The sequence below is a fragment of the Acinetobacter sp. 40AMC3-4 genome, assembly GCF_049898185.1.
Taxonomy (GTDB): Bacteria; Pseudomonadota; Gammaproteobacteria; order Pseudomonadales; family Moraxellaceae; genus Acinetobacter.
The window spans coordinates 1-5556 of sequence record NZ_JAFCXG010000027.1; the positions used below are offsets into that span (position 1 = coordinate 1).

2 tRNA genes and 3 rRNA genes are annotated in these 5556 nt (G+C 49.0%); all 5 read right to left on the reverse strand.

The window, feature by feature from the left end:
- Positions 1-8: 8 nt before the first annotated feature.
- The 5 genes from rrf to ACP7BU_RS15250 all read right to left on the reverse strand — a co-directional run bounded on the left by rrf (position 9) and on the right by ACP7BU_RS15250 (position 5435).
- Positions 9-123 (reverse strand): 5S ribosomal RNA (gene rrf, locus ACP7BU_RS15230).
- Positions 124-312: 189 nt separating this feature from the next.
- A 23S ribosomal RNA gene (locus ACP7BU_RS15235) occupies positions 313-3207 on the reverse strand.
- Positions 3208-3639: 432 nt separating this feature from the next.
- Positions 3640-3715, reverse strand: a tRNA-Ala gene (locus ACP7BU_RS15240).
- Positions 3716-3760: 45 nt separating this feature from the next.
- Positions 3761-3837 (reverse strand) — tRNA-Ile (locus ACP7BU_RS15245).
- Positions 3838-3897: 60 nt separating this feature from the next.
- Positions 3898-5435: ribosomal RNA gene (locus ACP7BU_RS15250) — 16S ribosomal RNA — on the reverse strand.
- Together the 16S, 23S and 5S rRNA genes with 2 tRNA genes alongside form the textbook arrangement of a ribosomal RNA operon.
- Positions 5436-5556 lie beyond the last annotated feature (121 nt).

A 5556-nucleotide genomic window follows, 5' to 3' on the forward strand; every position in this document is an offset into this window, starting at 1 on the left:
GAATAATGAGCTGGCGATGACTTACTCTCACATGGGTAACCCCACACTACCATCAGCGCTAAGAGGTTTCACTTCTGAGTTCGGGAAGGGATCAGGTGGTTCACTCTTGCTATGGTCGCCAGCACAACTGTTTATGACTATTTGCTTGGGTCTAACCTCAGAGCAGTGCTCTTCGTGCCTAGCTTTCATCAAATGAGTTATTAACAGGTATATCTGAGTTGGGTATTTTGTTCTTTAGCGTTCACTAAATCAAGCTGTTTTGCTGAATATCGAATCGATTGATGCTTAATACAACAACTGTTTGGGTGTTGTATAGTCAAGCCTCACGAGCAATTAGTATTGGTCAGCTTCACATATCACTATGCTTCCACATCCAACCTATCAACGTCGTAGTCTTCAACGGCTCTTTAGGAGACATAAAGTCTCGGGGAAATCTTATCTTGAGGTAGGCTTCCCGCTTAGATGCTTTCAGCGGTTATCCCTTCCGAACATAGCTACCCGGCGATGCCACTGGCGTGACAACCGGTACACCAGAGGTTCGTCCACTCTGGTCCTCTCGTACTAGGAGCAGATCCTCTCAAATTTCCAACGCCCACGGTAGATAGGGACCGAACTGTCTCACGACGTTCTAAACCCAGCTCGCGTACCTCTTTAAATGGCGAACAGCCATACCCTTGGGACCTGCTTCAGCCCCAGGATGAGATGAGCCGACATCGAGGTGCCAAACACCGCCGTCGATATGAACTCTTGGGCGGTATCAGCCTGTTATCCCCAGAGTACCTTTTATCCGTTGAGCGATGGCCCTTCCATACAGAACCACCGGATCACTAAGACCTACTTTCGTACCTGCTCGACTTGTGGGTCTCGCAGTTAAGCGCGCTTTTGCCTTTATACTCTACGCGTGATTTCCGACCACGCTGAGCGCACCTTCGTACTCCTCCGTTACTCTTTAGGAGGAGACCGCCCCAGTCAAACTACCCACCAGACATGGTCCTCGTCCCGGATAACGGGACAGAGTTAGAACCTCAATATTACCAGGGTGGTATTTCAAGGACGGCTCCATCGCAACTAGCGTCGCGACTTCAAAGCCTCCCACCTATCCTACACAAGTAAGATCAAAGTTCAATGTCAAGCTGCAGTAAAGGTTCACGGGGTCTTTCCGTCTAGCCGCGGGTACACCGCATCTTCACGGCGAATTCGATTTCACTGAGTCTCTGCTGGAGACAGCGCCCCCATCATTATGCCATTCGTGCAGGTCGGAACTTACCCGACAAGGAATTTCGCTACCTTAGGACCGTTATAGTTACGGCCGCCGTTTACTGGGGCTTCGATCAAGAGCTTCGCTTACGCTAACCCCATCAATTAACCTTCCAGCACCGGGCAGGCATCACACCCTATACGTCCACTTTCGTGTTTGCAGAGTGCTATGTTTTTAATAAACAGTTGCAGGGGCCTGGTTTCTGAGGCTGTCGGCCGCTCAAGGAGCAAGTCCTATCACAGACAACAGCGTACCTTCTCCCGAAGTTACGGTACCATTTTGCCTAGTTCCTTCAGCAGAGTTCTCTCAAGCGCTTTGGTCTACTCGACCTGACCACCTGTGTCGGTTTCGGGTACGATTCCTGTGTAACTGAAGCTTAGAGACTTTTCCTGGAAGCATGGTATCAGCCACTTCACTGTACAAGTACAGCTTGCTATCAGTTCTCAGCATAGAGTACCCCGGATTTGCCTAAGATACATGCCTACAACCTTCCACCTGGACAACCAACGCCAGGCTGACTTAACCTTCTCCGTCCTCTCATCGCATTACACAGAAGTATTGGAATATTAACCAATTTCCCATCGACTACGCCTCTCGGCCTCGCCTTAGGGGTCGACTCACCCAGCCCCGATTAACGTTGGACTGGAACCCTTGGTCTTTCAGCGTGCGAGTTTTTCACTCGCATTGTCGTTACTCACGTCAGCATTCGCACTTCTGATACCTCCAGCAGACTTCTCAATCCACCTTCATCGGCTTACAGAACGCTCCCCTACCACGCATAATAAATTATGCATCCGCAGCTTCGGCATATAGTTTTAGCCCCGTTACATCTTCCGCGCAGGCCGACTCGACTAGTGAGCTATTACGCTTTCTTTAAAGGGTGGCTGCTTCTAAGCCAACCTCCTAGCTGTCTATGCCTTCCCACATCGTTTCCCACTTAACTATAATTTTGGGGCCTTAGCTGGCGGTCTGGATTGTTTTCCTCTTGACTACGGACGTTAGCACCCGCAGTCTGTCTCCCGGATAGTACTCATTGGTATTCGGAGTTTGCATCGGTTTGGTAAGTCGGGATGACCCCCTAGCCGAAACAGTGCTCTACCCCCAATGGTATTCGTCCGAGGCGCTACCTAAATAGCTTTCGGGGAGAACCAGCTATCACCAAGTTTGATTAGCCTTTCACCCCTATCCACAAGTCATCCCCTGGCTTTTCAACGACAGTGGGTTCGGTCCTCCAGTTAGTGTTACCCAACCTTCAACCTGCTCATGGATAGATCACCTGGTTTCGGGTCTATACCCAGCAACTAAACGCCCTATTAAGACTCGGTTTCCCTACGGCTCCCCTATGCGGTTAACCTTGCTACTGAATATAAGTCGCTGACCCATTATACAAAAGGTACGCAGTCACCGGACTAAGCCGGCTCCCACTGCTTGTATGCATGCGGTTTCAGGATCTATTTCACTCCCCTCACAGGGGTTCTTTTCGCCTTTCCCTCACGGTACTGGTTCACTATCGGTCAGTCAGGAGTATTTAGCCTTGGAGGATGGTCCCCCCATATTCAGACAAGGTTTCACGTGCCTCGCCCTACTCGACATCATCATATAAGCCCTTTCGTGTACAGGACTATCACCATCTACGGTCGCACTTCCCAGAGCGTTCCACTAGAACTTATATGACTTAATGGGCTCTTCCCCTTTCGCTCGCCGCTACTGAGGGAATCTCAATTGATTTCTTTTCCTAAGGGTACTGAGATGTTTCACTTCCCCTCGTTCGCCTTGCAACACTATGTATTCATGTTGCAATACCTACCTTATGGTAAGTGGGTTTCCCCATTCAGACATCTCCGGATCACAGGATATTTGCCGCCTCCCCGGAGCTTTTCGCAGGCTATCACGTCTTTCATCGCCTCTGACTGCCAAGGCATCCACCACATGCACTTAATTACTTGACTATACAACCCCAAACAGTCGTTTATCCTTACAAGTGGGATAAGCAACAGATCGTGTCTTTCAACACTCTCATACAGTTGGCGTTTCGTAGATTTAACTACTGTACAGCTTCAATTAGATTCATATACCAAAACGCTTGATTCAGTTAATTTCGCTAGAACTCATTTCATTCAACTTTCACAATTGCTTGCTAGGTTGTTTAAAACGAGTTTGAACAAATTATTTCAACTCAAATATATTCTGTTAATGATTTTTCCAGCCTTCGTCAGGTCAGGAAACTGTGATAAATCACAGAGGTTATCAAGTCCGCGTATCATAACGCTTGTACTTGTTAATCTCTAGGATCTAAACACTTGATCGCTTAAGGACTAAACTAACAATCAACTGATTGTCTATTTATTAGCTTTTGTCTTTATACATTCCGAAGGAATGTATGGTGGAGACTAGGAGAGTCGAACTCCTGACCTCCTGCGTGCAAAGCAGGCGCTCTACCAACTAAGCTAAGTCCCCAGCTTATCAATAAGTCAATGTATCTTTTCTTCTGTAGTCAGATAGTGGTGGGTCTGACAAGACTTGAACTTGTGACCCCACGCTTATCAAGCGTGTGCTCTAACCAACTGAGCTACAGACCCTCAGATACATCGTATGAAGAACAACTTGTTGTGGATTCTTACCAATCGTCAATCTTTCGTTAAGGAGGTGATCCAGCCGCAGGTTCCCCTACGGCTACCTTGTTACGACTTCACCCCAGTCATCTGCCACACCGTGGTAAGCGTCCCCCCTAAGGTTAGACTACCTACTTCTGGTGCAACAAACTCCCATGGTGTGACGGGCGGTGTGTACAAGGCCCGGGAACGTATTCACCGCGGCATTCTGATCCGCGATTACTAGCGATTCCGACTTCATGGAGTCGAGTTGCAGACTCCAATCCGGACTACGATCGGCTTTTTGAGATTAGCATCCACTCGCGTGGTAGCAACCCTTTGTACCGACCATTGTAGCACGTGTGTAGCCCTGGTCGTAAGGGCCATGATGACTTGACGTCGTCCCCGCCTTCCTCCAGTTTGTCACTGGCAGTATCCTTAAAGTTCCCGGCTTAACCCGCTGGCAAATAAGGAAAAGGGTTGCGCTCGTTGCGGGACTTAACCCAACATCTCACGACACGAGCTGACGACAGCCATGCAGCACCTGTATGTAAGTTCCCGAAGGCACCAATCCATCTCTGGAAAGTTCTTACTATGTCAAGACCAGGTAAGGTTCTTCGCGTTGCATCGAATTAAACCACATGCTCCACCGCTTGTGCGGGCCCCCGTCAATTCATTTGAGTTTTAGTCTTGCGACCGTACTCCCCAGGCGGTCTACTTATCGCGTTAGCTGCGCCACTAAAGCCTCAAAGGCCCCAACGGCTAGTAGACATCGTTTACGGCATGGACTACCAGGGTATCTAATCCTGTTTGCTCCCCATGCTTTCGCACCTCAGTGTCAGTATTAGGCCAGATGGCTGCCTTCGCCATCGGTATTCCTCCAGATCTCTACGCATTTCACCGCTACACCTGGAATTCTACCATCCTCTCCCATACTCTAGCCAACCAGTATCGAATGCAATTCCCAAGTTAAGCTCGGGGATTTCACATTTGACTTAATTGGCCACCTACGCGCGCTTTACGCCCAGTAAATCCGATTAACGCTTGCACCCTCTGTATTACCGCGGCTGCTGGCACAGAGTTAGCCGGTGCTTATTCTGCGAGTAACGTCCACTATCCAAGAGTATTAATCTCGGTAGCCTCCTCCTCGCTTAAAGTGCTTTACAACCAAAAGGCCTTCTTCACACACGCGGCATGGCTGGATCAGGGTTCCCCCCATTGTCCAATATTCCCCACTGCTGCCTCCCGTAGGAGTCTGGGCCGTGTCTCAGTCCCAGTGTGGCGGATCATCCTCTCAGACCCGCTACAGATCGTCGCCTTGGTAGGCCTTTACCCCACCAACTAGCTAATCCGACTTAGGCTCATCTATTAGCGCAAGGCCCGAAGGTCCCCTGCTTTCTCCCGTAGGACGTATGCGGTATTAGCATCCCTTTCGAGATGTTGTCCCCCACTAATAGGCAGATTCCTAAGCATTACTCACCCGTCCGCCGCTAGGTCAGGTAGCAAGCTACCTTTCCCCGCTCGACTTGCATGTGTTAAGCCTGCCGCCAGCGTTCAATCTGAGCCATGATCAAACTCTTCAGTTTAAAATCAGTAGTACCTTTAAAGGGCACCAATCTTGGCTCATCAATTTTCTGACAAATATTTCTCAAATAAACTTCGAGTAATTTCTACCATCAATCAATGAAAATAATTTCGATCAATCAA